Genomic DNA, 26,993 nt, shown 5'->3' with positions numbered 1-26,993 from the left:
GTCAGTCCGTCTGCCGGCCGACGGCCAGCTCCAGGGTGAAGCGCCAGGCGTCGGCGACGATCTCGTCGAGCTCCGGGCGGCGCGGGGTCCAGCCCAGCGCCTCGTGGGCGCGACCGGCGGAGGCGACCAGGACGGCGGGGTCGCCCGGGCGGCGGCCCGAGGTGACGACCGGGATCTCGCGGCCGGTGACCCGGCGGACCGACTCGATGACCTCACGGACGGAGAAGCCGCTGCCGTTGCCGAGGTTGCAGATTAGGTGCTCGCCGGACTTGGCGGCGCCGAGCGCGAGCAGGTGCGCCTCGGCCAGGTCGGCGACGTGGATGTAGTCGCGGATGCAGGTGCCGTCCGGGGTCGGGTAGTCGTCCCCGTAGACGGCGATGTGCGGGCGCCGGCCCATGGCAGCCTGGAAGACCAGCGGGATGAGGTGCGACTCGGGGTCGTGCCGCTCGCCGTAGCTGCCGTAGGCGCCGGCCACGTTGAAGTAGCGCAGCGAGACGGCGGCCAGGCCGTGGGCGACGGCCTCACTGGTGATCAGGTGGTCGACGGCGAGCTTGGTGGCGCCGTAGGTGTTGGTCGGGGAGGTCCGGGCGGTCTCGGCGATCGGGACGCTCTCGGGCTCGCCGTAGACGGCGGCGGTCGAGGAGAAGACCAGCTTGCGGACGCCGGCCTTGCGCATCGCGGAGACCAGCTCCAGCGAGCCCGCCACGTTGTTGCGCCAGTACTTCTCCGGGTCCTGCACGGACTCGCCGACCTGCGAGGAGGCGGCGAAGTGCAGCACTCCCTCGAAGGAGGAGTCCAGCACGTCGGCGGCGTCCTGGATCCGGCCCCGGACGAAGTCCGCGCCGGCGGGTACGCCCTCGCGGAAGCCGGTGGAGAGGTCGTCCAGGACGGTGACCTGGTGGCCCGCCTCCAGCAGGTGGGCGGCGACCACGCTGCCCACGTAGCCGGCGCCACCGGTGACCAGGTACTTACTCATTGCTATGACCTCCCGCAGGCGGTCCGTGCCCGGGGCGACGGACCGGTGATGAACGCTTCGCCAGGCCGGATCGCGCCCGGGCGAGGAACTTGGGCCCTACCGTACGACGGATTCCCGGTGGCTCCGGTTGCCCCCGGCTCCGGGCCGAGGATCGGTCCACATCAAACATAATGAAACATTTATCATCATGAGACAACATCCCGAGACCGGGAATTCCGCGCCGGCGGGAAGAGGCCACCGGACGGCGTGGCCGGGCGCCGCCGCCGTCGAGGGAGCGCCCGACGGCCGGCGAGCACCCCGGGAGCGGCGGCGAAGGCCGGGGGCCCGGTGCCACCGAGGGGCACGGGGCGACGGGTGGCGCGGAGCCGGAAGGCCGGGCGGACGGGCGGACGGGCGGACGGGCGGACAGGACACCAGGACGGGGCACCAGGACGGAGCCGGGCGGCAGGACCGGGCGGCAGGACCGGGCGACGGCCGTCCGGGGTGCGGCCGGGAGGCCCGCCACCCCGCCGCCCGGGCTTCTCAGGCGCGGGGCATCCGCTCCAGCAGTCCGGTGCGGGCGGCCACCGCGGCCGCCTCCAGCCTGGTCCGCGCGCCGAGCTTCGTCAGCACCCGCTGCACGTGGGTGCGGGCGGTGCTGGCCGCGATCCCCATGCCGGCCGCGATGGCCTGGGTGTCCTCACCCTCCGCGATCCGCACCAGCACCTGGATCTCACGGCGGGTCAGCGACCGCAGCAGCCGCAGGGCCTCGTCGTCCGGCTCGGCCGCCGGGCGCAGCAGTTGGTCGAAGGCGGCGCGGAGCAGGTCGGCGGTGACGGCGGCTTCGCCGCCGCGGACCCGGGCGACGGCTCGTTCGACGACGTCGATGCGTTCGTCGCTGCGGACGTAGCCGGCCGCGCCGGCGGCGAAGGCCGCGGCGATGCCGCGCAGTTCGCCGAGGGGGCCGAGGACGATGACGGCGATCTCGGGGCGTTCGCGGCGGATCCGCCGGACGACGTCGAAGGCGCCGGGTTCGGAGGGGCCGGCGATGCCGAGCAGGCAGACTTCGGGGCGGCGGCCGGTCAGGAGGTCGAGGGCGGCGCCGGCGGGTGAGCCGACCGCGAGCAGGCGGTGTCCGCGCAGTTGGAGGGCGGTGGCCAGTGCTTCGGCCAGCAGCCGGTGGTCGTCGACCACTACGAGCCGAACGCCCACGGCGCCCTCCCTGTCCTGTCCGGCGGTGCCTGTCCGGCCGTTGCCGTGCCGGGCGGGGTCTGCCCGGGCGGGGGCGGGCCGCGCGTGACGCACCATCAGAGCGCATTCCGTACGCGATCCGCCAGGGCGCCCGGTGCGGGTGGTCAACGGTAGCGCCTGGAACACGAAGAAGGACCCTCGCCGTTGGCGAGGGTCCTTCTTGTTGGAGCCCCCATGCGGAATCGAACCGCAGACCTTCTCCTTACCATGGAGACGCTCTACCGACTGAGCTATAGGGGCGAACCGGTCGAACAAGGAAGACAGTACATGGTCGTCGGCCGGAAAGTGAAATCGGTGGCGGCGGCGGTCTCAGCCGGTGCGGCGGGGGTGGTCCGCGGGGTCGTGGGCGTCGTCGGACGCGGGGTCGGACACGGGGTCGTGGGTGTCGTCGTGGGTGGTGTCGAAGTCCTCACGGGCGGCGAGCATCGCGGGGGTGTTGAGCTCGGTCCAGCGGCCGAGCGGTGCGACCAGGTCGGCCAGCTCGCGTCCGCGCGGGAGGAGGCCGTAGACGACGCGGGGCGGGGTCTGCGGGTGGACGGTGCGGCTGATCAGGCCGTGCCGTTCGAGGGTGCGCAGGGACTGGGTGAGCATCTTGCGGCTGACGCCGCCGACGGCGCGCTGGAGTTCGGAGAAGCGCTGCTCGCCGAGTTTGCCGAGGCTCATCAGGATCAGGAGCGACCACTTGTCGGCGAGTTCGGCGAACATGCCGCGGCTGGGGCAGAAGCGGCCGAAGACGTCGAGTTCCTGTTCCTCGCCCTGCCCCCGGCCCGCGGCACCGGCGTCGGTATCGGCGTCGGTATCGGCGTCGGTCCGGCCCTGGGCCGGCAGCGGCGGGCGGGCCGGGGCGGCTTCCTGCGTGCGGCCCGGTCGGGCGGGGGCCGGCGTCCGCTCCTGGATGGTCATGGGACCAGGGTAGCCCGCCGGTCTCCGATCCAGCCTTGGTAACCAATGGAGACCTGGTCTATATTGGAGACCGTCGAGCGGGGGGACCCCGCCGGCTCCCGTCCTGTCTCCCCTCCGACCCAGGAGTCGCTTCGCCATGACCAGCACCAGCCCCGTCGCCGTCCGGCCGACCGTCGCCGTCGCCTACCACTCCGGCTACGGCCACACCGCCGTCCTGGCCGAGGCCGTCGCCCGTGGCGCCGGCGCCACCGGCGCCACGGTCGTCACCGTCGCCGTGGACACCATCACCGAGGAGCAGTGGGCGCAGCTGGACGCCGCCGATGCGATCGTCTTCGGCTCGCCGACCTACATGGGCACGGCGTCGGGCGCCTTCCACGTCTTCGGCGAGGCGAGCAGCAAGCGCTGGTTCGCGAGCGCGTGGAACGACAAGGTGGCGGCCGGCTTCACGAACTCGGCGTCCAAGAGCGGGGACAAGGCGGGCACGCTGGGCTTCCTGCAGACGCTGGCCGCGCAGCACGGGATGCACTGGGTGAACCTCGGCCTCAAGCCGGGCTGGAACTCGTCCACCGCGAGCGAGTACGACCTCAACCGGCTCGGTTTCTTCAACGGCGCGGCCGCGTCCACGCCGTCGGACGGCGGTCCGGAGGCGGTGCACAAGGCCGACATCGCCACCGCCGAGCACCTGGGCGAGCGGGTCGCGCGGCACACCGCCGTCGTGCTGGCCGGGCGGGCCGCCCTGGCGGCCTGAGGCGGCGCGGGCGAGGCCTCAGGCGTCACGGGCGAGGCCTGAGGCGTCGCGGGCGTGGCCGGCCGGGGCCCGGGCGGCCGCCGGTGACGGCGGTGGCCCGGCGGCCGGACGCTCCCCGGGTTCGGGGGTGACCGGTCAGGCGCCGGGATCCGGGCCCGGTCAGGCGCCGGGGGCCGTCACCCGGAGCGCGGCGAGGCCGAACGGGTCGGCCAGCAGCAGGATTCCGTCCGGGGTGATGTCCGCCGCCACCAGCGAACCGGCCGGCAGGGCGAGGGAGGTCACCGGCTCCTGCGCCGAGCCGCCCCAGACCCGGACCTGGTCCGCGCCCGAGCTGAGCGCGAAGCGGGCGGCCGCGCGCTGTGCCTCCCCCGGCCGGGCCAGCCGCTCGGCCTGCGGGATCGGCGTGCCGGTCGCCGCGTCGAAGCCGACCAGGGTGCTGCCCTCCGCCGTCGGCAGGGCGGCCACCACGGCGGGCGCGCCGCCCGGGCCGTACGCGGCGGTCACGGCCGTGATCTCGGGCAGCGGGTGCCACCAGAGCGTGCGCCAGGGCAGGCCGGGGCCGAAGTCCAGGCCCGGCAGGCCGTCCTGGTGGCAGGCGTACTCCAGCAGTCCCGCGCGCTGCGCCGGGGGGAGTTCGGTGCGGGTGAACTGCGGGGCCAGCCGCAGCCAGGTCAGCGCCACCGGGGGCAGGTCCGCGCCGGTGCGGGTCAGGTGCTCCACGGCGGCGCGCAGCAGCACCTGCGGGGTGTGCACCAGGAATCCGGGGTCGGCCAGCAGCCCGGGCAGCCGGCCGGCCTCCAGCGCGTGCGCGGTGAGCTGCTCGCGGACGTAGGGGGCGACTCCCGCCCAGCGCTCCGGGCCGCCGGCGGGCACGTCCTCCAGCAGGACCGCGGTGATCCGCCGGTGGGCCTCCAGCGCGGCGGTGCCGAGGCGTTCGCGCAGTTCGGCGCCGACGGCGGGGTGCACCAGCCGGACGGCGGGCTGGCCGTCGTCCGGCTCGGTCCGGCCGGGCTGGCCCGGCTCGACGAGTTCGAAGAAGGGCGCCAGCAGGGTCTGCCCCTCCAGCAGGGTGCGGGAGAGGTCGCGGCCGGCCACCGCGGAGGCGAGCCGCGCCCAGAGCGGCAGCGGCAGGACGGCTCCGTCCCGGGCCAGCGCGAGCGGCGTCAGCAGCCGCCGGAGCGTCAACTCGTGGACTCCGCAGCGCTCGGCGTGCAGGTCCAGCGCCTCGTCGACGCTCCCGGGGAGCTTCGGCGGGCCGCCCTCGGGGGTGACCCGCAGGGAGGAGGCCGCCAGGCGGACCACCAGGGCGTTGCCGGCCGTCCGGGCGAGGTCGGCGGCCAGCTGCCCGGCCTCCGGGGCGGACGGCGCGAACGGGAGCCCGCCGCCGAGCGTGTGCGCCGCCTGCAGGGCCAGCCCCGGCGGGTCGGCCCAGGGCGCCTCGTCCAGGTCGATCACCCGTACCTGGTCGGGGGGCAGCTGGTCGGCGAGCCACTGCGCCTGCGGGCGGGGCAGGTCGGCGAGCAGCCGCACGCCCGGGGACTGCGCCAGCGGGCTGAGCACCGCGCGGGTGGCCCGGACGGCCTCGTCGCGCACCCGGAGCACACCGACCCGGTCCACGTCCGGCACCACGATGGTGAACGGGTTCTCCTCGTCGAGCGCGGCGAGCTGCTCGTATACCTCGGCGGTGAGCCGGGCCCCGGGCGCCAGGACGTCCGCGAGGCGCAGCAGCAGCTGGTCCGGGGTGAGGCCGGCGGCGCCGAACACCAGTGGTCCGGGCCCGGTGGCCGAGGGCACGGTCGACGGGTCGAGGACGGTGAGGTCGATCCGGCGGCGGAAGACCGGGTCGCAGAGCATCAGGAACCCGCCGACCAGCCGCGACCGGCCGCTGCCCGGGTCCCCGGTGAGCAGGAGCACCTTGGGCTCCCCCGGGCCGCCCGCGTGCCAGGCGGCCAGTGCGCGGAGGGCCTCCGCCCGGCCGCCGAGGTGCGGGTGCGGCTGGTGGCGGGGGGTGGTCGGGCCGGTCATGCGGGCTTCTCCCTCGTCGCGATGGGGGCCATCGCGGCGTGGGGCCGGGCGCGCCCGGGCCATGCGCTGCCGGCCTTCCCCTGGACCCCCGTGGCCAGGTCCCCGCCCTGCCCGGCCCGCTCCGGGGACCGGACCGGCCCTGGACGCACCTGACGGACCGTGACCTGATCTGTCCGCCGACCAGCGTAGTGGCAGCGGACCGCCGGGACGGACAGCGGGGCCGCGGGCGGGCGGGCGGCGCTCGCCAACTCCACCGGGGGAAGGCCGGAGGCCTACCAGTCGCGCCAGGCGTCCGTGATCTCGTGCCGCCCCAGGCCCTGGCGGGCGGCCAGCGCCCCGACCTCCACGCCGGCCGCGATCAGCACCTCGTCGATGTACGCACAGAGCCGCTCCCGCTCGTCGGTCTCGTAGGCGGCACCGTCGTGCTCCTCGTTGACGGCGTTGAGCGCCAGCACCACCCGCTCGACGGCGCCGAGGATCCGTTCGTCCGACGGAGCGGCCCCCCAGGAGGCCGTGTCCGCCTCGAACGCCGCCAGCACGGCGTCGGTGGCCTCCAGCATGCTGTCGGGGAACAGCTGGGCCAGGTGGGCGTGCTCCGGGTCGAGCGTGCCGGCCGCCAGGGCGGCGGCCTCCTCCGCCCGGCCCTCGCGCCAGTCGACGGTGGGGCGGGCGGGCAGGGATCGGGTCTGGTCCATGCCCCGGAGGCTAACGGCGAGGACCGACAGCGCGGGCTCGCGCTGCCGGTCCTGGTGGCCGTTCGTTCCCGCTGATCCGTCGTTCCGGCTGGCTCTCGCCCGGTGCCCGGCCGCTACCGGGCGTACGGGTTGTCGGCCGGCGGATCGGCCGGCGGCCCGTACTGCGGCGGGGGCGGGGGCTGGGTCCCGTACTGCGGCGGGCCGGCCGGCGGGCTGTACTGCGGCGGCGCGGCCTGGCCGTACGGAGCCGCCGGGGCGCCCGGACCGCCGGGACCGCCCTGCGGCGGCAGCTGGCCGCCGTACGGCGCACCGACGGGCGTGGGCTGCGGGGCAGCGGCGGGGGTGGACCCGGCGCGGCGACGGCGCATCAGCAGCACCACCACGACGGCGATCACCGCCAGGGCGGCCGCCGATCCGCCGATGACCAGCGGCAGGTTGCCGGAGCCGCCGTCGGCGGCCTGCCCGGTGACCGGGAGGTCGACGGGCTCGCTGCCCTCGCCGGGGGTTCCCGAGGCGGACGGCGCAGGGGTCGCCTGTCCCGTTGCGGGCGCGCTGGCGGACGGGGCCGGGGTGGCCTCGCCCTCCATCTGGCCGATCAGCGGGCTCACGTTGGCCGGGCCCGGGTCGCCCGGGGTGGCGAGCGCGATCCGGGGCCGGACGGTGCCGTAGCCGATCAGGTCGGTGCGGGCGGAGCCGTCCTGCGGCTTGCCGGCGGTGTTGATCAGGACCCGCAGGATCTGGTTGGCGCTCCAGTCCGGGTGGACCGACCAGAGCAGCGCGGCGGAGGCGGAGATGACAGCGGTGGCGTCGGAGGTGCCGTGGGACTTGCAGTACCCGGAGGGGCCGGTGCAGGGTCGGTAGATGTCCTTGCCCGGCGCGGCGAGATCGATCTGGCTGCCACGCTCGGACTCGTCGGTCACCACCCCGTTGCGATCGGTCGCGGCTGCGGCGACGATCGTGGGCAGTGCAGCCGGATACATCACGGGGTTTCCGTCCTGGGCGCTGTTCCCCGCACCGGCGATGACCAGGGATCCCTTGGAACTCGCGTGGGCGACAGCTGCCTTGAGGCCGGAAATGTCCGCGTCGGAGAAGCCGGACGCGGCACCGGCCTGGGAGATGTTGATGACCTTGGCACCTTGGTCCGCCGCGTAGACGATGGCCTGGTCGATCTCCTTGAGAAACTCCGAATTGGTGACGGTCGCACCCGAGTTTCCACTGTTCTTGATCTTCAAGGGCAGGATCTTGACGCCCGGGGCCAGTCCGAAGGCACCCTTTCCGCCCAGACCCTTGCCGGTCCCGGCGATGATTCCGGCGATGCCGGTTCCGTGGCCTTCCTTGTCGTCACCTACCCCGCCCGGGAGCCCACTGAAATCCTTGCCCGGCAGGAACTGCCCCGCCAGGTCCGGGTGGTCCAGCTTGAAGCCGCTGTCGATCACCGCGACGGTGACGCCCGCGCCCGTGGTGGTCTGCCACATCTCGGGGGCCTTCATGGCGTCCAGGTGCCACTGCTGGTCCCGGATCGAGTCGACCGCGGCGGCCGGCGTGGCCACCAGGCCCACCACCGTGCCCGCAGCCAGCAGGGCCGCGGCGAACCGCCGCCCCCGCGTTCCCGCGTCCGTCCGCCGCATCACATGCTCCCTCGTCGATCTCCCCGTGGTCCCGGGGCCGACGGGCCCCGGGACGGATCTGCCCGGCCACGGGTTGGATTCCCGTGGCCGGGCAGGTGGTCCGGCCTTACTCAATCACGCCGGGATTGCTCTGCGGGGTTCCGTTGGTCCAGGTCTCTTCGTCCTCGTGCAGGTAGTCGGCACGGTTGCGGCGCTCGCGCTCGTTGCGCCCGGCACCACCCTGACCGCCCATCATCCCGCCCTGGCCGCCGCGGGCACCCGAGGCGCCCCCGGCCGCACCGCCGGCGCCGCCCGCGGCACCGGCGCGGTTGCGCAGGCCGCTGCCGCCCGGCGTGAACTCGCCGCCGGCGCCGGGGCCCTTGCGGCCGCCGACCGTGCCACCGGCCGTCGAGGTCAGGCCACGGCCACGGCCACCGGCGGATCCGCCGCCCGCACCGCCCATGCCGCCGCCCATGCCACCCATGCCGCCCGGGGTCCCGGCGCGTCCGGCCTGTGCCTCCTTGGCGCCGAACACGTTGCCACCGGTCGTCCCGGCACCGGACCCGCCACGGCCGACGGTGCCGCCCGCGCCACCGGCGCCGACCGTTCCCGATCCGCCGCGGCCGGGGATGCTGCCCGCTCCGCCGATCTTGCCGCCACCACCGCCGGCACCGCCCCTGCCCGGGACGAAGCCGCCGCCACCACCGCCGGGAATGCCGCCGGGAACCCAGCCGGACCCGCCGCCGGGGATGGTGCCGGTACCGCCGCCGGGGATCGTTCCGCCGCCGCCACCGCCGGGCAGCGGGGAAACCGGGATCGTCCCGCCGGGCTGGCCGGTCCTGGGCGGCCCCGGGATGCTGTTGAGGTCGGTGCCGGGGTCGTTGATCCAGGGGAGCGTGCCGGGCGGACGATCGCCGGGCAGCGGCACCGGGACCGGGTCGATGTGTCCGGGGGGCGTGGGGCGCGGCGGAGTGCCGGGAACCCAGCCACCGCCACCGCCACCGCCACCGCCACCGCCGCTTCCACCGCCGCCGGGGATGCTCCCGCCGCCGCCACCGCTGCCGGACCCCTTGCCGGACCCCGAGCCGGAGCCGGAGCCGGACGAGTCGCCCCGGCCGCTCGGGCTGACCGGAACGTTTTCGACATCGTCGACGCTGCCCGGCGGCTTCGGCGTCTCCGGCATCGACAACGCGTTCAGCTGTGTGGCCGCCATCTGGTACGTCTGCGCCAGCTTCTCCATCTCGTGGATGGCTTCCTGGTGCGCCGCGACGACCCGCTTCTGGGCGGCCTGCGCCTCGGCGTCGGTGACCCAGTCGGAGTCGACCATGTTGGCCGCCTTGTCCGCCGCCGTGGCGCCGAACAGGCTGCCGACCGGGCCGAAGAGTCCGCCCGCGGCCGCGCCGGCGCCCTTGACCAGGCCGGTCGGCTGGTCCTTGTGCTTGCTGACCGCAGCCATGTCGGCCTTGGGCACGTCGGGGATGCCGTGCTTGGCGCTGGCGAGCGCCTGCCCGACCTGTTCGACGACCTGGCCGGTGACGCGCGAGGCCTCGCTGATCTCCCCCGCGGTCCGGTGGACCTTGGTGGCGAAGGCCTTGAAGGCGTCCGCCGCCGCGCCCTCCCAGTCGAGCTGGCCGAGGTGGGCCGCGAGCACCTTGCTGATCTCCTCCAGGGCCTTGGCCGCGCTGGAGATCTGGTTGCCGCGCTCGGAGACCTTCGCCGGGTCCGAGTTGGCGATCATCGCCTTGAGCTTCGCGTGGTCGATGCTCTCGAAGTTGGTACCGCCTGCCATCACTTGCTCCCCGTGTCAGTGAACCGCCCGGCCATCAGTAACCCCCGGCGCCCGCGCCGCCGCCCGCGCTCGTGGCCGGGGCCGCGGTGCTCGGGGCGGCCGGGGCGCTCGGCCGGCTGGGCGCCGCGGCGGACACGTTCGGCACGCTCACGCCGGTGTAGGACTCCGCCTGCCGGGCGACCGTGTTGATCGTGTTCGCCTGCTCCTCCTCGGTGGCCCCGTAGTTGGCGGCCGTCTGGGCGAGCGCGGAGGTCATGCCCTCGATCTGGACGGCCAGGCCCTTGACCAGTTCCTGGAGGCCGTTGAACGTCCGGTTGTACGCCGTCATGAGGTCCGCCGACTCGGCGAAGCCCTCTCCGAGGTTCCCCTGGTTCAGCTGAAGCTGGGACAGCTGGGACGCCGCCGCCGGCGAGGAGCTGAGTGCCTGCAGCAGTTCCTCCGCCCGCTTCTTGAACGTGACCAGGGTCTCCAGTTCCATCCGGACGCTCTGCGCGCCGTACGAGGCGACCAGCTGGGCAGCGCCCATGGCGGCGGCGGCCACGCCGCCCACCGCCCATCCGATCGCATCGGCCGACGGAGTGCCGCCGCCGCCACCGTCTGCAGCAAGGCTCACCACAGCAATCCACCTCTCCCCCGCGTGCGGGCAGCCCCTCGGCTGCCACACCGCAACACACCATCACCTACGAAGTCCGGTACAGCTTCTCGGCGTACGACCGGTCGGGCCGGCTGTCGCCACGGTCAATCGTAGCCACCCCCTCCGTCGGTGCGGCAGGGGCCTTGTCGTGGCCGGGCGAGATCGGTACGAACTTGACACGTACAGTTCCGTCGGACCGACGCACCGTCAACAGGCTTTCCCCGCCGGGCACCCGCCGAGGGGACCCGGTCCGGCCGGCGCTCTCCGGGGCCGAGCGGCCGGCGCCGGCCGGCGGCCACGGCCCACCCGGCAGCGTCCGCGCGACGCACCCCCGTCACCCGTACGACGCAGGCCCGACGCCCGCAGGACCACCGCCGCCGCCCGCCCGACCACCGCCGGACGCGCGCGCCGGACGCCCGTCCGACCCACCCCCGACCCACCGTCGAAGCACGCCCGAAACGGCCCCGGCCCGGGCCCCACGCGGGCCCGGCGCGATAGACTTGGGCGACCGGTTCAGCCCGGTACGACCTCTTCTGCCGCGCAATGTCGCACAGCAGCGACCCCTGGCCCTCCCGGCGCACCAGGAACGGCCTTCGCAGCGGATCGGACGTGATCGCGTGTCAGCCGAACGGCCGGACAGCCGGACCGGGCACCCACACCCACCCGCCGACCCACCCACCGGCACTGCGCCCACCGACCCACCGGCCGGCGCCCCACCCACCGGCGCGCCCCCCGCCGGCCCCCCGGCCACCGACTCCCCGGTCACCGTGCCACCCGCGGACTCCCCCGCGGACTCCCCGGCGCCTCCCCGGGCCTCCGCCTGGTGGGCCAGGGCGGCCCGGACCACCTGGCCGCCGCTGCCACTCGTGCTGATGCTCCGGGCCGCCGTCGGGATGGCCGTGCCGCTGTCCGCGGGGCTGCTGCTGGACCGCCTGGACCTCGGGATCTTCGCCGCCCTCGGCGCGATGCACGCGACCATGAACGACCGGGTGGAGCCGGCCCGGCTGCGCGCGCCCCGGATCGCCGGCGCCGTCCTCTTCTCGGCCCTCGGGATGCTGATCGGCTCCGGCCTGAAGGAGACCGGCAGCGGCCTCCTGACCGCCGGTCTGGTGCTCACCGCCGTCGCCTTCGCCTCCGGGGCGCTCAGCGCGACCGGTCCGCGCGGTTCGGCCGCCGGGCTGCTGCTGCTGGTGTCGGCGTCCCTGGGCAGCGGCATGCCGACGGCCCGTCCCTGGTGGGCCGGCGCGCTGATGGTGCTGGCCGGCGGCGCCCTGGTGTTCCTGCTCGGCCTGCCGCACCTGGCCCGGCGCCGCCGCCCGCACGCCGACCCGCGCAACCGCGCGCTGGCGGCCGCGTACGACGCGCTCGGCGCGACCCTGGCCGACCTGGGCACCCCGCAGGGGGCGAAGTCCCGCCAGCTGCTGACGGCCCGGCTGAACCAGCTGCAGGACCTGCTCCCGCCCGCCCGGGGCCGGGAGTCCGCCCGCGGGCTGCGGCTGCGCCGGATGTACGAGGCGGGGCTGGCCGCCACCGAGGCGGCCACCGGCCTGCTCTGGGCCTGGCGCGGGGTGCCGGCGGAGGTGGCCGCCGTGCCGGGGGCGCTGGCCCGGGCCGTCGAGCGGGGCGGCGGCGAGGTGACGGTCCCCGACTGGCAGCCCGACACGCCGGCCCGGCGGGCCCTGGACGCGGCGCTGCGGTCGGCGGCCGGCACGGTGGCGGGCCGGGACGCTGCCCTGGTCACCGCCCCGGCCCCGCCGCCGGACCCGTGGCGGATGCGGGTGCGGCTGCTGTCGCGCGGCTCGGTCCGGTACGGCCTGCGGGTGGCCCTGTGCATCGCGGTGGCGCAGGCCGCCACCGCCTGGCTGCCGCTGGACCGGAGTTACTGGGTGCCGATGACCATCGCCTTCGTCCTGAAGCCCGACCTCGGTTCGGTGTTCCTGCGGGCGGTCAGCCGTTCGGTCGGCACCGTGCTGGGGGTGGCGGTCACGGCGGCGATCCTCTCGCTGACGACCGGCGAGTGGTGGCTGACGGTGATCGCGGCGGTCTGCGTGGCGCTGCTGCCGTACGCGACCGCGGTGCACTACGGGCTGAACACGGTGGTGATGACGCCGATGGCGCTGGTGCTGCTGCAACTGGGCGGGCAGAGCAGTGCCTCGGACATCCGGCCGCGGGTGCTGGACACCGTGCTGGCCAGCGCGATCGTGCTGGTCTTCGGCTATCTGCTGTGGCCCGAGCGGCCCCGGCACCGGATCGAGCCGCTGCTGGTGGACGCGACCGGCGCGCTGCGCGCCTACCTGGCCTCGGTCGCCGGGTCCGGCCCGGAGCCGGTGGCCGAGGTGTGGCTGCGGCGGAGGGCGTACCGGGCGTTGGCCGACGCCCGGCAGGAGGTCCGGAACGGGCTGGCCGAGCCGCCGCCGACGGGCCGGCTGGCCGAGCAGTGGTTGCCGGCGACGGCGGCCCTGGAGCGGATCGGCGGCGGGCTGGCGGCGTACGCGGCGCAGATCCGGTACGGCGGGCAGGTGCCCGAGCCGGCCGAGGTGGAGCGGGTCCGGCGGGCCCTGGACGACCTGGCCGCGGCGGCCCGCTCGCACCGTCCGCCGACCCGGCCGGCCGTCCGCCCGACCGGGCCGCACGACCCGGCGCGCAGTGCGCTGGGCCGCGCGGCGGACGAACTGGAGACGCTGCTGCGCCCCTGAGCGCTCGCACCGGGGCCCCCGCGGCAGCGGGCGGTCATCAGCGCGCGGCCCTGACCCCAGGGCCGTGACCCCAGGGCCGTGACCCCAGGGCGATGACCTCAGGGCCGTGACGGGCGGCGGGCCGTGACCGCGGGGCCGTGACGGGCGGCGGGCCGTGACCGCGAGGTCCCGCCCCCGCGTTTCCCGCCCCGCCGCCCGGCCGGGGTCAGACCTGCTCGGCCAGCTCCATCCAGGCGAGCTCCAGCTCCTCCTTCTCCTCCCGGACGGCGCGGAGCTTGGTGTCCAGGTCGGCGACCTTGGCGAAGTCGGCGGCGTGCTCGGCGAGCTGGCTGTGCAGCTTGGCCTCCTGCTGGTCGAGCTTGGCGATCTGCCGCTCGATCCGCTGCAGTTCCTTCTTCGCCGCCCGGGTGTCGCCGACCGGCTTGGCGGGGGCCGCGCCGGGGACGGCGGCGGCGACCGTGGCGGCGATCTTCGCCCGGCGCTCCAGGTACTCGTCGACGCCGTTGGGGAGCATCCGGAGCTTCTGGTCGCCGAGCATGGCGTGCACGGTGTCGGTGGTGCGCTCGATGAAGAACCGGTCGTGGCTGATCACGACCATCGAGCCGGGCCAGCCGTCGAGGAGGTCCTCCAGCTGGTTGAGCGTCTCGATGTCGAGGTCGTTGGTGGGCTCGTCGAGGAAGAGCACGTTGGGCTCGTTCATCAGCAGGCGCAGCAGCTGCAGGCGGCGGCGCTCACCGCCGGAGAGGTCGCCGACCGGCGTCCACTGCTTGTCCTTGCCGAAGCCGAACTGCTCGCAGAGCTGGCCGGCGCTCATCTCGCGGCCCTTGCCGAGGTCGACCCGGCTGCGGATCTGCTCGACGGCCTGCAGCACCCGCATCGCCGGGTCGAGTTCGGCGACCTCCTGGGAGAGGTAGGCGAGGCGGACGGTCTTGCCGACCTTGATGACGCCGGAGGCGGGCTGGACGTCGCCCTCGGAGGCGTAGGCGTCGCGCATGGCGCGCAGCAGCGAGGTCTTGCCGGCGCCGTTGACGCCGAGCAGGCCGATCCGCTCGCCGGGGCCGAGCTGCCAGGTGAGGTCGTCCAGCAGCAGCTTGGGGCCGGCCTTGACGGTGACGTTCTCCAGCTCGAAGACGGTCCGGCCGAGGCGGGCGTTGGCGAACTTCATCAGTTCGCTCTTGTCGCGGGGCTCGGGGACGTCGGCGATCAGGGCGTTGGCGGCCTCGATCCGGTAGCGCGGCTTGGAGGTCCGGGCGGGGGCGCCGCGGCGCAGCCAGGCGAGCTCCTTGCGGGCGAGGTTCTGGCGCTTCTGCTCCTCGGTGGCCTCGATCCGGGAGCGCTCGGCGCGGGCGAAGACGTAGTCGGAGTAGCCGCCCTCGTACTCGTGCACGGAGCCGTGCTGGACGTCCCACATCCGGGTGCAGACCTGGTCGAGGAACCAGCGGTCGTGGGTGACGCAGACGAGCGCGGAGCGGCGGTTCTGGAGGTGCTTGGCGAGCCAGGCGATGCCCTCGACGTCGAGGTGGTTGGTGGGCTCGTCGAGGACGATCAGGTCGGGTTCGCCGAGGAGCAGCTTGGCGAGCGCGATGCGGCGGCGCTCGCCGCCGGAGAGCGGGCCGATGACGGTGTCGAGGCCCTGGCCGAAGCCGGGCAGGTCGAGGCCGCCGAAGAGGCCTTCGATGATGTCGCGGATCCGGGAGTCGCCGAGCCATTCGTGGTCCTCGCGGCCGGCGATCACCTCGTGGCGGATGGTGGCCGCGGGGTCGAGCGAGTCGTGCTGGGTGAGGACGGCCATCTCGACGCCGCCGGCGTGGGTGATCCGGCCGCCGTCGGGTTCCTCCAGCTTGGCGAGCATCCGGATGAGGGTGGTCTTGCCGTCACCGTTGCGGCCGACGACCCCGATGCGGTCACCCTCGCTGACGCCGAGGCTGACCCCGTCGAGAAGGGCCCGGGTGCCGTAGACCTTCGTGACGGACTCGATGGTGGCGAGGTTGACGGCCACGTGTGCTGCGCTCCTGGGATCGGCTGGGCCGGGGGATGCCCCGGTCTCCCAAGAGTAGTGGGGCCGGGGCGTGCGCCGGTCCGGCGTCCGCCCCGGCGGGCTCAGCCGGTGCGGACGGCCGCGCCGGGGACGGGCCCGTGGGTGGCGCGGGCGGTGCGGCAGGTGCCGGAGGCGGTGAGGGCGGCGGCGACGGCCTCGGCGGCTTCGGCGTCCTTGGCGAGGAAGGCGCAGGTGGGGCCGGAGCCGGAGACCAGGGCGCCGATGGCGCCGGCCTCGGTGCCGGCGGCGAGGGTGGCGGCCAGTGCGGGGCGCAGCGAGAGGGCGGCGCTCTGCAGGTCGTTGGTGAGGGCGGCGGCGAGGGCGGCGGGGTCGCCGTCGGCGAGGGCGGCGAGCAGGGCCGGGTCGGCGTCGGGGGTGGGGACGTCGGTGTCGGTGGAGCCGGTGCCGGCCTCTTCGCGGAGGCGGTCGCACTCGTGGAAGACGGCGGGGGTGGAGAGGCCGCCGTCGGCGACGGCGAAGACCCAGTGGAAGGTGCCGGTGACGGGCAGCGCCTCCAGGATCTCGCCGCGGCCGCGGCCGAGGGCGACGCCGCCGAGCAGGGCGAAGGGCACGTCGGAGCCGAGTTCGGCGGCGAGGGCGAGCAGGGTCTCCTGCGGGGTGCCGAGGGCCCAGAGGGCGTCGCAGGCGACGAGGGCGGCGGCGCCGTCGGCGCTGCCGCCGGCCATGCCGCCGGCGACCGGGATGTCCTTGGCGATGTGCAGGTGGACGTCCGGCTCGATGCCGTGGTGGGCGGCGAGCAGGCGGGCGGCGCGGGCGGCGAGGTTGCTGTCGTCGAGCGGGACCTGGCCGGCGTCGGGGCCGGTGCAGGTGAGGGTGGTGCCGGTGCCGGGTGCGGCCGGGGTGGCGGTGACCTCGTCGCCGAGGGCGACGGCGAAGAAGACGTTGGCGAGGTCGTGGAACCCGTCGCCGCGCAGGCCGCCGACGCCGAGCTGGACGTTGACCTTGGCGGGGACTCGTACGGTGACGCTCACTGGGCTTCCCCTGCGGGCTCGTGCTCGGCGGTCGCGGGCGCGGCGGCGGGCTTGTGCTCGGCGATGGCGGCGAACTGTTCGACGGTGAGCATCTCGCCGCGCAGCTTGTGGTCGATGCTGGCGCCGGCCAGGGCCTGTTCGGCGGCGGCGGGTGAGCCGGCCCAGCCGGCCAGTGCGGCGCGCAGGGTCTTGCGGCGCTGGGCGAACGCGGCGTCGACGACCGCGAACACCTCCTTGCGGGTGGCGGTGGTCCTCGGCGGTTCGCGGCGGATCAGCGAGACGAGGCCGGAGTCGACGTTGGGGGCGGGCCAGAAGACGTTGCGGCCGATGGCGCCGGAGCGCTTGACGTCGGCGTACCAGTTGGCCTTGACCGAGGGGACGCCGTAGACCTTGTTGCCGGGTTTGGCGGCGAGCCGGTCGGCGACCTCGGACTGCACCATGACCAGCGTGCGCTCGATGCTGGGGAAGGTCGCCAGCATGTGCAGCAGGACGGGGACGGCGACGTTGTACGGAAGGTTGGCGACCAGCGCGGTGGGCGGCGGTCCGGGCAGCTCGGTGACGTCCATGGCGTCGCTGAGCACCAGGGCGAAGTCCTTGGCCTTGGCGGGCATCCGGGCGGCGATGGTGGTCGGCAGGTGCGCGGCGAGCAGCGGGTCGATCTCGACGGCGGTGACGTGGGAGGCGACCTCCAGCAGCGCCAGGGTGAGCGAGCCGAGGCCGGGGCCCACCTCGACCACCGCGTCCTCGCCCGTCACGTCGGCGGCCCGGACGATCCGCCGTACGGTGTTGCCGTCGATGACGAAGTTCTGCCCGCGCTGCTTGGTCGGCTTGACGCCGAGGGCGGCGGCCAGCTCCCGGATGTCGGAGGCGCCCAGGAGGTGGCTGTCAGGGGTGGGGTCGGTGGTGCTCACCCGGCAAGGATACGGGCGGGGCGGGTGAGCACGGTCCGACGGCCTGCCGGGGTCGGTCCCGTCCCGGCCGGCCGGGACCTTCGTCCGGGCGGCTCAGTAGCCGAAGGCGCGGGCCGTGTTGGCGGCGATCGCGGTGGACAGCTCGTCCTCGTGCAGGCCCAGGGTGTCGGCCATCGACCGCACGGTGACCGGGATCAGGTACGGCGCGTTGGGGCGCCCGCGGTAGGGGTGCGGGGTGAGGAAGGGCGCGTCGGTCTCGACCAGGACGCGCTCCAGCGGGGTGGCGAGCAGGGCGTCCCGCAGCGGCTGGTTGGCCTTGAAGGTGACCGGGCCGGCGAAGGAGAGGTACCAGCCGTGCTCGGCGCAGGTCTTGGCCATCGCGGCGTCGCCGGAGTAGCAGTGGAAGACGGTGCGCTCGGGCGCGCCCTCCTCCAGCAGGACCCGGATGACGTCCTCGTGGGCGTCCCGGTCGTGGATGACCAGGGCCTTGCCGTGCCGCTTGGCGATCTCGATGTGGCGGCGGAAGGACTCCTGCTGGATGTCCACGCCGTCCGGGCCGGTGCGGAAGTAGTCGAGGCCGGTCTCGCCGACGGCCTTGACCTGCGGCAGGGCGGCGAGGGCGTCGATCTCGGCGAGGGCGGCGTCCAGGGCGGCGGCCCCGCCGGCCGGGCGCTGCTGCCCGGACCAGCCGTCCGGGTCCCCGAGGAAGATCCGGGGTGCCTCGTTGGGGTGCAGCGCGACGGCCGCGTGGACCTGCTCGAACTCGGCGGCGAGCTCCGCCGCCCAGCGCGAGCCGGCCACGTCGCAGCCCACCTGGACGACGGTGGCGACCCCGACGGCGGCGGCCTTCGCGAGGCCCTCCGCCGGGCTGCCGGACTGCATGTCCAGGTGGGTGTGCGAGTCGGCCACCGCCACCGCCAGCGGGGCGGGCGGGGGCGGCGGGGTCGACCGGTCGTCGTCTTTGCGGGCCATCAGGCTGCGGGCTTCTCTTCCAGGCGGGGGAACAGGATCTCGCCCTTGGTGACGGTGACGCCGGCGGGCAGCCGGCCCCAGTCGGCGGCGGAGGCGATGCGCTGCGCGGCGAGCGCGCCGAGGCCGGCCTCGGCGCCGAGCGAGACCCAGAGCTTCTCGGCGGTCACCGGCATCACCGGGTTGAGCAGGACGGCGGTGGCGCGCAGCGACTCGGCGGCGGTGTAGAGGATGGTCGCGAGCCGGGCGCGGCCCTCCTCCGAGTCGTCCTTGGCGACCTTCCAGGGCTCCTGGTCGCTGATGTAGCCGTTGACCTGCTTGACGAACTCGAAGATCGCGGCGAGGCCGCCGGCGAAGTCGAGGTCCTCGCCGATCTTCTGGTCGGCGGTCGCCACGGCGGCGGCCAGGCCCTGCGCGACGGCCTGTTCGGCGGGGCCGGCGGCGGTGGCGGCGGGCAGCGCGCCGTCGAAGTACTTGCCGACCATGGCGGCCACCCGGGAGGCGAGGTTGCCGAAGTCGTTGGCCAGCTCGGAGGTGTACCGGGCGGAGAAGTCCTCCCAGGAGAACGAGCCGTCGGTGCCGAACGGGATGGCCCGCAGGAAGTAGTAGCGGTAGGCGTCCACGCCGAAGTGCGAGGTGAGGTCCTGCGGCGCGATGCCGGTCAGGTTGGACTTGCTCATCTTCTCGCCGCCGACCATCAGCCAGCCGTTGGCGACGACCCGCTTGGGCAGCGGCAGCCCGGCGGCCATCAGCATCGCGGGCCAGATCACCGCGTGGAAGCGCAGGATGTCCTTGCCGACCAGGTGGACGGAGGCGGGCCACAGCTCGGCGAAGCGCTCGGGGTCGCTGCCGTAGCCGGCGGCGGTGATGTAGTTCTGCAGCGCGTCGACCCAGACGTAGAGGACGTGCTTCTCGTCCCAGGGCAGGGGGACGCCCCAGTTGAAGGTGGAGCGGGAGATGGAGAGGTCCTGGAGGCCCTGCTCGACGAAGCGCAGCACCTCGTTGCGGGCCGACTCCGGGGCGATGAAGCCGGGGTTCTCGGCGTAGAACTCCAGCAGCTTCGGGCCGTAGGCGGAGAGTCGGAAGAAGTAGTTCTCCTCCTCCAGCCACTCGACCGGCTTCTTGTGGATCGGGCAGAGCTTCTCGTCCTCGGTGGCGCCGTCGAGGAGTTCGGCCTGGAGCTTGTACTCCTCGCAGCCGACGCAGTACGGGCCCGAGTAGCCGCCCTTGTAGATCTCGCCCTTGTCGAAGAGGTCCTGGACGAACTCCTGGACGCGGTCGGTGTGGCGCTGCTGGGTGGTGCGGATGAAGTCGTCGTTGGCGATGTTCAGGTGCTGCCAGAGCGGCTTCCACGCCTCCTCGACCAGCTTGTCGCACCACTCCTGCGGGGTGACGCCGTTGGCGTCGGCCGTCCGCATGATCTTCTGTCCGTGCTCGTCGGTCCCGGTCAGGTACCACACCTTCTCGCCGCGCTGGCGGTGCCAGCGGGTGAGGACGTCGCCCGCCACGGTGGTGTACGCGTGACCGAGGTGCGGGCGATCGTTGACGTAGTAGATCGGGGTGGAAACGTAGTACGCCGGGGTCTGGGCCCCGGTGGTGCTGTGGTCTGCAGTGGCCGCCATGGTCGGAAAGCTTAGTCGCGCGCGGGGGCCGCCCTCGACCCGATTCCCGGCGTCCGGGCGCGGCGGTGCGGGCCCGGCCCGCCGGTCAGGACGCCGCCCTGCCGCGCGGCCGGGCCGGGGCACCGGGCGGCCGGGTGCCGGTCAGCCGCGCAGCCAGGCCCAGAACCCGGCCAGGCGCCCGCGCGGGGTCTCCTTCATCGGGGGACGGGCGGGGCCGGCCGGTTCGGCGTGCGCGCCGTAGCCGGGGGCGTGGTGGAAGGAGCGCTCGGTGCCGGCCACCCGGCCCGCCCGCATGATCCGCACGGTGTGTCCGCCGCAGCCCGGGCAGGTGGGCTTCAGCAGCGGCGACGGCACCCGGACCCCGTTGGCGTGGTACTCGAACACGATGTGGCCGTCCCGGGCCACGTGGTGCTCGATCTCGTACGCCTGCTCCCAGCCGTACCCGCAGCTCAGGCAGGCGAAGGAGTAGGCCTCCCGGACGGTCTCGACCGGGGTGGGCGGTCGGCTGGTCAGGCCGAGGTCGCTCAGTGCGTTGCCACCGAGGGGGCTGCCGATTGTGTCGCTCATCGCGTCTCCCAGCGCCCGCCGGGCCCTCGCCCGGTTCGGGTCTTTCATACCGGTGGATGCCCGGGGCGCCCAGGTCGATGCCCGGCTTGTCGAGACTTGGACCCGTATTGGGAATCCCTGTACGAAGTCCGGGCCAAAGCTTCAGATCATCGGGCGTTTACCAGGGCCTTTTTTCCAAGGTACGCGCCTGCGGCCCCGGTGGCACCCCCTGTTCTCAGCTGCTCGTGGCGGCCTCGTTCTTGGCCGCCACCACGGCGTCGAAGACCTCCCGCTTGGGCAGTTTCAGCTCCAGCGCGACGGCCGCGATGGCCTCCTTGCGGCGCTCGCCGGCCTCTTCCCGGACGGCCACCCGGCGGGCCAGCTCCGCGGGGGTCAGCTCGGCCGGCCCGGCCGGCGGGGCGCCGGCCACCACCACGGTGATCTCGCCGCGGACGCCCTCGGCGGCCCAGCTCGCGAGTTCGCCGATCGGGCCGCGCTTGACCTCCTCGTAGGTCTTGGTCAGCTCGCGGCAGACGGCGGCCGGCCGCTCCGGGCCGAAGGCCTCGGCCATCGCGGTGAGCGCCTCGGCGATCCGGTGCGGGGCCTCGAAGAAGACCATGGTGCGGGGTTCGGCGGCGACCTCGGCGAGCTGGCGGGAGCGGTCGCCGGCCTTGCGGGGCAGGAAGCCCTCGAAGGTGAAGCGGTCGACCGGCAGGCCGGACAGCGCGAGCGCGGTGAGCACGGCGGACGGTCCGGGCACGGCGGTGACCTTCACCTCGGCCTCGACGGCGGCGGCGACCAGCCGGTAGCCGGGGTCGGAGACCGAGGGCATGCCGGCGTCGGTCACCAGCAGCACCCGGGCGCCGCCGAGCAGCGCCTCGACCAGTTCGGGGGTGCGGCCGACCTCGTTGCCCTCGAAGTAGGAGAGCACCCGGCCCGCCGGGGTGACCCCGAGGGCCTGGGTGAGCCGGCGCAGCCGCCGGGTGTCCTCGGCCGCGATCACGTCCGCCGTGGCGAGCTCGTTGACGAGCCGGGGCGGGGCGTCCGAGACGTCGCCGATGGGGGTGCCTGCCAATACCAGTACGCCTGTCACGGGCCCCATCCTCGCAGGGTTCGGGGCACCGCGGTGCGGGCGGCCTTTCCGGACGAACCGGGCAGCTTCGGAGGGAGCCTCCGCCCTGGCGGACACCGCCCCTACGATGTGCGGGTGAACGGCGACACGGCGACTGGCGCGCCTACTGGTACAGACCACACCCCGCCGGGTGGCGTCGACGTGCTGGGCCGGACGGAACAGCCGTCCCCCGCCCTGCCGGCCGTCCCGGCCCCGCGCGAGGGCGCGGACGGCCCCGGGGACGGCCCGCCCGGCGACCGGCCGCCGTCCTGGCGCCGCACGCTGGAACGTTTCGGCCACCGCCCGCCCGGGCGGACCCCGCTGGCCGAGCGGCTGGTGCCGCCGATGCCTTCGGCCGGCGGGCCGCCGCTGGTGCTGAACCGGCTGGGGATCTTCCCGCCGGCGCGGCTCTGGGCCTGGCTGTGCCGCTGGGCCGGCTGGCTGGGGCCGCTGTCGGTGGCGCTGTTCGGCGGAGTGCTGCGGTTCACCGGGCTCGGCACGCCGCACGCGATCGTCTTCGACGAGACGTACTACGCCAAGGACGCGTACACGCTCTGGCACCTCGGCTACGAGAGCAACTGGGCGGACGGCGCCAACGAGGCGATCATGGCCTCGCCGCAGAACATCCCGTACCGGCTGGACGCGGCCTACGTGGTCCACCCGCCGGTCGGCAAGTGGCTGATCGGCCTGGGCGAGTACGTCTTCGGGATGAACCCGTTCGGCTGGCGGGCCGCGATGGCGCTGCTGGGCACCCTGTCGATCCTGATGATCGCCCGGATCGCCCGCCGGCTGTTCCGCTCCACGCTGCTGGGCTGCGTGGCGGGGCTGCTGCTGGCCGTGGACGGGCTGCACTTCGTGATGAGCCGGGTCGCCCTGCTGGACCTCGTGGTGATGTTCTGGATCCTGGCGGCCTTCGGCTTCCTGCTGCTGGACCGCGACCGCATCCGCGGCCTGATCGCCCGCCGCCTCGGTGACGCCCCCGACGCGGTGATCGCCCGCCGGATGAACCTCGGCTGGCGCCCGTACCGGATCGCGGCCGGCGTCTGCGTCGGCCTGACCTGCGCCACCAAGTGGAGCGGCCTCTACGTCGCGCTGGCCTTCGGGCTGCTGACCGTCCTGTGGGACGCCGGCTCCCGGCGGCTGGCGGGCGCCGCCCGGCCGTACCTGTGGACGCTGCTGCGGGACGCGGTGCCCGCCTTCTGCTCGATCGTGCTGACTTCGGTGGTCGTCTACGTCTCCTCCTTCGCCGGCTGGTTCGCCAGCAGCAGCGCCCCCGGGCAGGGCGGCTACGGCCGGGACTGGGCGGCCCACCGGGCCGGCCTCTCCCCCGAGTTCCTGCCGCTGCCGGTCCTCGGCCAGGTGCGGATGCCGTTCCGGTTCGGCATGACCTGGGTGCCCGACGCACTGCGCAGCCTCTGGCACTACCACTCGACGGTGTACGACTTCCACACCCACCTGACCAGCCCGCACACCTACCAGTCGAACCCGTGGAGCTGGCTGGTGCTGGGCCGGCCGGTGTCCTACTTCTACGAGTCGCCCAAGCTCGGCCAGAGCGGCTGCCAGGTGAACGAGTGCGCGCGCGAGGTGCTCGGCATCGGCACGCCGCTGCTGTGGTGGGCCGGCGTGGTGGCGCTGGCGTACTGCCTGTACCGCTGGGCGGTGCGGCGGGACTGGCGGGCCGGGGCGCTGCTCTGCGGCCTGGCCGCCGGGTACCTGCCGTGGTTCGCCTACCAGCAGCGGACCATCTTCCTCTTCTACGCGGTCGCCTTCGTGCCGTTCCTGGTGCTCGCGGTGACCATGATGGTCGGGGTGATGATCGGCCCGGCCGGGGCCTCGCAGGACCGCCGGATCATCGGTTCGACGGCGGCCGGCGCGCTCCTTCTCGCCGTCGTGTGGAACTTTTTGTACTTCTATCCCCTCTATACGGGGCAGACGATACCGATGGACGACTGGCGTGCCCGGATGTGGTTCACCAGCTGGATCTGACGCGGCGCAGGACGGCCGCGCCAGGTACCGGATGCATCACGGGACCCCCACGTTTCGTGAGCGCACGGTTCGGACCGGCCTAGGCTGGTCCCCGAACGTGCGTCCGCCACACCCGGACGCCCGCCAGTCGCCAGACCCTTGGGGGACCAGCACCATGCGCAGAGGCGCGAAGATCGGCATTATCACCGGCGTGTCCGTCGCGATGATCGGCGGAGCGGGCTACGGCGCCTACAGCCTCGTGGGCTCCTCCGACGACCCGAAGACCCCCAAGGCGCGCACGGTGGTCGCCGAGCCGCCCTCGGCAGAGCTGGCCGCGAGCGGGAGCAAGGCGTTCCTGGACGCCTGGGCCTCGGGCGACCTGGAGGCGGCCGGCAAGCTCACCGACGACCCGCAGGCCGCGACCACCGCGCTGACCGCGTTCAAGGACAAGGTCAAGCCCAGCGCGATGACGCTGGCCACCAGCGGGCCGGCCACCGCGGCCGCCGTCGCGGCCGCCACCAGTGCCTCCCCCGCGGCGGCCCCGAAGGCCACCGGCACGGCGAGCGCCGCCGCCTCGGCCCCGGCCGGCGCCACCGCGGCCCCGCCGCCGCCCGGGCAGGTGATGATGGCCTTCAAGGCCAAGGCCGAGTTCGCCGGCACCACCAGCACCTGGAGCTACGACGGCTTCCTCGGCGTGGTCAAGATGAGCGACGGCACCGCCTCCGTGCACTGGGCCCCGTCGGTGATCCACCCGCACCTGGCCGAGGGCGAGACGATCACCGCACAGCCGATCTTCGCGCCGCCGTCCAACATGACCGACCGCAACGGCAAGTCGCTGGCCTCGTACGCCTCGCTGACCAGCATGCTGGCGGGCATCCCGAAGAACAGCCTGCCGGCCAACGACCCGGCGGACGCGGGCAACGGCGTGGTGATCCTGGACGCGGCCGGCAAGGCCACCCCGGAGAACCTCTTCACCATCACCGCGCCCAAGCCCGGCAAGCCGCTGAAGCTCACCATCGACGGCGCGCTCCAGGCCGCCGCCGAGAAGGCCGTGCTGGACCAGTCGCAGGGCGGCAAGCGCAAGGCCGCCCTGGTCGCGATCGAGCCGACCACCGGCAAGATCCTGGCCGCCGCCAACGCCCCGGCGACCGGTTTCAACACCGCCTTCCTGGGCGCCACCGCGCCCGGCTCCACGATGAAGGTGATCACGGCGGCGGCGCTGCTGGAGGCCGGGCTCAGCCCCGAGTCCCCGATGCCGTGCCCCGCGACCACCTCGGCCGGGCACACCATCAAGAACGACTTCGAGGAACCGCACCCCGAGTACACCCTCAAGGACGACTTCACGAACTCCTGCAACACCGCGTTCGTGATCGAGGGCAAGGCCAAGCTGAAGTCCGGCGACCTGGCCGACATCGGCGCCAAGGCCTTCGGCCTCGGCACCACCTGGAAGGTCGGCGTGCCGAACTTCGACGCCGTCATCCCCGGCGCCGGGCAGAACCCGGACGAGACGGCCGACGAGTACTACGGCCAGGGCAAGATCAAGATGAACCCGCTGGCGATGGCCTCGGTCGCGGCCACCGTCAAGGGCGGCGTCTTCAAGCAGCCCATCCTGATCGAGGGGCTCCCGCAGATCGAGGCCCCCGGCAAGCTCTCCCCCGACACCCTGACCAAGCTGCGCGCCCTGATGGCGGCCACCGCCCACAGCGGCACCGCCGCCGGCCCGATGGGCGGCCTGAAGGGTGACATCGGCGGCAAGACCGGCACCGCCGAGCGCGCCGCCGGCCAGGCCACCGACAGCTGGTTCACCGCCTACCGCGACAACCTGGCGGTCGCCGCCATGGTCGAGGGCGGCGGCCACGGCGTCGACGCGGCCGGCCCGGCCTCGGCGGCCGTGCTGGCGGTCGGCAACGGCGGCTGACGACCACGCCGAAGGGGGCGGGTACGGGCAGGCTCCCGTACCCGCCCCCTTCGCGTTCCCTAGGCCCCGGCCCGGACGCTTTCCGGCGGGCCCAGCGGCAGGCTGAGCAGACAGGGCACCGGCCGGCGGGCCGTCCAGCGGTGGGCGGCCAGCCGGGGCCAGATCACCAGCACGGCCGGCAGCGCCAGGTAGCCGAAACGCCCGGCGGGGGCGAGCGTGAACGCTATCGCCAGCCCGGCCGCCAGCAGGTCGGCCGCGGCGATGGCGGACACCGGCGGACGGGCCAGCAGCCAGATGGCGACCGCGGCGCCGCCCATCGTCAGCAGGGCCAGCGAGACGGTGTGCCCGGTCGGGCCGAACCCCGCCAGCACCTTGCCCGGCAGCGGACTGCCGGCCGGGGTGTGGATCGCGGTCAGGCCGAGCGGGAACCGGACCACCTGCTCGCGCAGCACCGCCGGCTCGGCCAGCGCGACCGGCAGGACGACCGCCAGCGCGGCACCCACCGCCGTCAGGCCGGCCCGGACGGCGGGCCGGCGCCCGTACAGCCGCCAGATCAGCAGCACCGCGACCGGCAGGGCCGGCCAGGCCGTCCACTTCAGGCTGCAGGCGAGGGCCAGCACCAGCCCGGTGGCGACGGTGCGGTCCCGCTCGGCCAGCGCCATCGCCAGGCAGCAGACCCCGATCAGGGGCAGGTCGACGCCGCCCACCACCAGCGCCAGGGCGATCAGCGGCGAGGCGGTCAGCACCGCCAGCGGCAGCACCGGCCCGCGGTCCCGGGTCGGGCGCAGCAGCCGCCAGCAGGCCAGCAGGCAGCCCAGGAAGGTCAGGGCGAACCAGATCCGGGCGTCGCCGAGCACCTGGGTCAGCGGGCCGGCGTTGCCCAGCAGGGTGCGCGGCAGGCCGAACACGGCCATCGCCGGCAGGTACGGGTTGTAGTCGCTGACGACCACGGGGTGGGTCAGGTAGGGGCTGCCGGTGCCGAGCAGCAGCCGGGCCGAGCGCTCGACCACCATCACCTCGGACTGGTGGCGGCCCTGCAGCGCGAGCAGGGCCAGCGGCAGCAGGACGGCGCCGAGCAGCGCGACGGCGGCCGCGGCCCGGGCGGCGAGGCGGCGCGGCAGGGTCGCGCAGAGCAGGCCGGCCAGCAGGTAGGCGGGCGCGGCGACGGTGCCCCAGAGCCGCTGGTTGGCGAGGTCGGAGACGACCGGGAAGGCGGCCGCCCAGACGGCGGCGACGGCGCAGCCGAGCAGCTGGACCCGGCGCATGGCGGCGAGCCGGGCCGGGCCCAGGGGCTCGGGGCGGCCGCCCGGTCCGGGGTCGTCGCCGCGTTGGCGCGGGAAGTCCCGTGAGCCGCGGCGCCCGCCGGGCCGGCTCGCGGCACGCGCCCGGCCCCCGGGCACGGCGGTGGCCGTGGCCGGGTGGGCCTGCGTGCTGCGGCGGCCGGTGAGGCGCCCGCGGCTGCGGGGCTGGCCGGGCGTGCGGGTGCTCACCATGAGGGAAGGTTAGGCGCGGGGGGCGCGCCGTGTCGCGAAGTTGGCGCAGGGGCTTCGGGGTGTCTCGGTGCGGCACGCGGGGCCGCCGGCCGTGTCAGGTGACCGGCGGCCCGGCGCTGACCTGC

General features: G+C 74.7%; 20 protein-coding genes and 1 tRNA gene. 4 read left to right on the top strand and 17 right to left on the bottom strand.

All coding sequences use genetic code 11. The annotated features are described in order from the left end of the window. Position 1: 1 nt before the first annotated feature. The 4 genes from galE to IE329_RS10425 form a co-directional block, all read right to left on the bottom strand. The gene (gene galE / locus IE329_RS10440; protein ID WP_190210570.1) at positions 2-976 is read right to left on the bottom strand and encodes a UDP-glucose 4-epimerase GalE; all 975 of its coding nucleotides are present in this window, start codon (positions 974-976) and stop codon (positions 2-4) included. A gap of 522 nt (positions 977-1,498) precedes the next feature. Then, a complete protein-coding gene (locus IE329_RS10435; RefSeq protein WP_190210569.1) occupies positions 1,499-2,167 on the bottom strand; it encodes a LuxR C-terminal-related transcriptional regulator in 669 nt (222 codons plus the stop codon). Between the two features lie 203 nt (positions 2,168-2,370). After that, positions 2,371-2,446, bottom strand: a tRNA-Thr gene (locus IE329_RS10430). A gap of 69 nt (positions 2,447-2,515) precedes the next feature. After that, positions 2,516-3,109, bottom strand: coding sequence for a winged helix-turn-helix transcriptional regulator (locus tag IE329_RS10425; protein ID WP_229927333.1), 594 nt, complete (start codon positions 3,107-3,109; stop codon positions 2,516-2,518). 136 nt (positions 3,110-3,245) lie between these two features. Between IE329_RS10425 and IE329_RS10420 the strand changes: the two genes are divergently transcribed. Next, positions 3,246-3,857 (top strand): flavodoxin family protein, encoded by a 612-nt coding sequence (locus IE329_RS10420; RefSeq protein ID WP_190210568.1) that lies wholly within the window; start codon positions 3,246-3,248, stop codon positions 3,855-3,857. Positions 3,858-4,016: 159 nt separating this feature from the next. Here IE329_RS10420 and IE329_RS10415 read toward each other — a convergent pair whose 3' ends face one another. The 5 genes from IE329_RS10415 to IE329_RS10395 all read right to left on the bottom strand — a co-directional run bounded on the left by IE329_RS10415 (position 4,017) and on the right by IE329_RS10395 (position 10,586). Then, positions 4,017-5,882 (bottom strand): ATP-binding protein, encoded by a 1,866-nt coding sequence (locus tag IE329_RS10415; protein WP_190210567.1) that lies wholly within the window; start codon positions 5,880-5,882, stop codon positions 4,017-4,019. Between the two features lie 272 nt (positions 5,883-6,154). Then, positions 6,155-6,577, bottom strand: coding sequence for a hypothetical protein (locus tag IE329_RS10410; protein WP_229927332.1), 423 nt, complete (start codon positions 6,575-6,577; stop codon positions 6,155-6,157). Between the two features lie 113 nt (positions 6,578-6,690). After that, positions 6,691-8,205, bottom strand: a complete 1,515-nt coding sequence (gene mycP / locus IE329_RS10405) for a type VII secretion-associated serine protease mycosin (protein WP_190210566.1) — start codon at positions 8,203-8,205, stop codon at positions 6,691-6,693. 106 nt (positions 8,206-8,311) lie between these two features. Further along, on the bottom strand, positions 8,312-9,973 hold the full coding sequence (locus IE329_RS10400) for a WXG100 family type VII secretion target (protein WP_190210565.1): 1,662 nt from the start codon (positions 9,971-9,973) through the stop codon (positions 8,312-8,314). Positions 9,974-10,007: 34 nt separating this feature from the next. Then, positions 10,008-10,586, bottom strand: coding sequence for a hypothetical protein (locus IE329_RS10395; RefSeq protein ID WP_190210564.1), 579 nt, complete (start codon positions 10,584-10,586; stop codon positions 10,008-10,010). 893 nt (positions 10,587-11,479) lie between these two features. On the opposite strand from IE329_RS10395, the gene IE329_RS41450 reads away from it, so the two are divergent. Further along, positions 11,480-13,303, top strand: coding sequence for an FUSC family protein (locus IE329_RS41450; protein WP_268257272.1), 1,824 nt, complete (start codon positions 11,480-11,482; stop codon positions 13,301-13,303). A 205-nt stretch (positions 13,304-13,508) separates the two neighbouring features. Here the strand turns inward: IE329_RS41450 and IE329_RS10385 are convergent, their stop codons facing one another. The 7 genes from IE329_RS10385 to rsmI all read right to left on the bottom strand — a co-directional run bounded on the left by IE329_RS10385 (position 13,509) and on the right by rsmI (position 21,474). Beyond that, positions 13,509-15,302 carry an ABC-F family ATP-binding cassette domain-containing protein gene (locus IE329_RS10385; RefSeq protein WP_190210562.1) on the bottom strand — a complete coding sequence of 598 codons (1,794 nt, stop codon included), beginning with the start codon at positions 15,300-15,302 and terminating at the stop codon, positions 13,509-13,511. Positions 15,303-15,403: 101 nt separating this feature from the next. After that, positions 15,404-16,333 (bottom strand): 4-(cytidine 5'-diphospho)-2-C-methyl-D-erythritol kinase, encoded by a 930-nt coding sequence (locus tag IE329_RS10380; RefSeq protein ID WP_190210561.1) that lies wholly within the window; start codon positions 16,331-16,333, stop codon positions 15,404-15,406. Continuing rightward, positions 16,330-17,244: a 16S rRNA (adenine(1518)-N(6)/adenine(1519)-N(6))-dimethyltransferase RsmA gene (gene rsmA, locus IE329_RS10375; protein ID WP_190210560.1), complete on the bottom strand. Its 915-nt coding sequence runs from the start codon at positions 17,242-17,244 to the stop codon at positions 16,330-16,332. The genes IE329_RS10380 and rsmA overlap by 4 nt, the downstream gene beginning before the upstream one ends. 93 nt (positions 17,245-17,337) lie before the next feature. Further along, positions 17,338-18,216 carry a TatD family hydrolase gene (locus IE329_RS10370; RefSeq protein WP_190210559.1) on the bottom strand — a complete coding sequence of 293 codons (879 nt, stop codon included), beginning with the start codon at positions 18,214-18,216 and terminating at the stop codon, positions 17,338-17,340. Next, the gene (metG, locus tag IE329_RS10365; RefSeq protein WP_190210558.1) at positions 18,216-19,835 is read right to left on the bottom strand and encodes a methionine--tRNA ligase; all 1,620 of its coding nucleotides are present in this window, start codon (positions 19,833-19,835) and stop codon (positions 18,216-18,218) included. Before metG ends, IE329_RS10370 begins: the two co-directional genes overlap by 1 nt. A gap of 141 nt (positions 19,836-19,976) precedes the next feature. Continuing rightward, complete coding sequence (locus IE329_RS10360; protein WP_190210557.1) at positions 19,977-20,402, bottom strand: hypothetical protein; 426 nt, start codon at positions 20,400-20,402, stop codon at positions 19,977-19,979. Positions 20,403-20,616: 214 nt separating this feature from the next. Beyond that, entirely contained in the window at positions 20,617-21,474 is an 858-nt protein-coding gene (gene rsmI, locus IE329_RS10355) for a 16S rRNA (cytidine(1402)-2'-O)-methyltransferase (RefSeq protein WP_190210556.1), read from the bottom strand. A 213-nt stretch (positions 21,475-21,687) separates the two neighbouring features. On the opposite strand from rsmI, the gene IE329_RS10350 reads away from it, so the two are divergent. Together IE329_RS10350 and IE329_RS10345 are read left to right on the top strand one after the other, a co-directional pair. Then, positions 21,688-23,478, top strand: coding sequence for a dolichyl-phosphate-mannose--protein mannosyltransferase (locus IE329_RS10350; protein WP_373311151.1), 1,791 nt, complete (start codon positions 21,688-21,690; stop codon positions 23,476-23,478). Between the two features lie 190 nt (positions 23,479-23,668). Continuing rightward, positions 23,669-25,375 carry a penicillin-binding transpeptidase domain-containing protein gene (locus tag IE329_RS10345; protein WP_190210555.1) on the top strand — a complete coding sequence of 569 codons (1,707 nt, stop codon included), beginning with the start codon at positions 23,669-23,671 and terminating at the stop codon, positions 25,373-25,375. A 59-nt stretch (positions 25,376-25,434) separates the two neighbouring features. Here the strand turns inward: IE329_RS10345 and IE329_RS10340 are convergent, their stop codons facing one another. After that, positions 25,435-26,868, bottom strand: a complete 1,434-nt coding sequence (locus IE329_RS10340; RefSeq protein WP_190210554.1) for a glycosyltransferase 87 family protein — start codon at positions 26,866-26,868, stop codon at positions 25,435-25,437. Positions 26,869-26,993: the final 125 nt, after the last annotated feature.

The organism is Kitasatospora indigofera (genome assembly GCF_014655955.1).
In the GTDB taxonomy this organism is placed as follows: domain Bacteria; phylum Actinomycetota; class Actinomycetes; order Streptomycetales; family Streptomycetaceae; genus Kitasatospora; species Kitasatospora indigofera.
Note: the sequence above shows the minus strand (reverse complement) of the source record. Positions and strands in the feature narration are given on the sequence as shown.